This is a genomic window from Mycobacterium helveticum (genome assembly GCF_007714205.1).
Taxonomy (GTDB): Bacteria; Actinomycetota; Actinomycetes; order Mycobacteriales; family Mycobacteriaceae; genus Mycobacterium; species Mycobacterium helveticum.
In genome coordinates this window covers 1-231 of sequence record NZ_VMQU01000419.1, presented here as the reverse complement: position 1 = coordinate 231, position 231 = coordinate 1, and the positions used below count along the sequence as shown (strand labels likewise).

Below are 231 nucleotides of genomic sequence, written 5' to 3'. Positions count from 1 at the left end.
CCCGTGCCGCTGGTGCTGTCACCACCGGCCCCGCCGGTCGCTCCGGTCGGAACGCTGAAGCCCAGATCCGTGCTCCCGACCAAGCCCGTGTAGCCGCCGGCCCCGCCGGTGCCGCCGGTCGCGTTGGTTGCGCTCCCACCGGCCCCACCAACACCACCGGTACCCCCGAAAAGTCCAGAGGACCCGCCGGCCCCGCCGTTGCCGCCGTTGACGCCGGAGATGGTGGAGTTC

The 231-nt window shown here is 73.6% G+C and carries 1 pseudogene; it reads right to left on the bottom strand.

The annotated features are described in order from the left end of the window. Positions 1-231: pseudogene (locus FPZ47_RS29125) on the bottom strand (hypothetical protein); the annotation flags it as partial.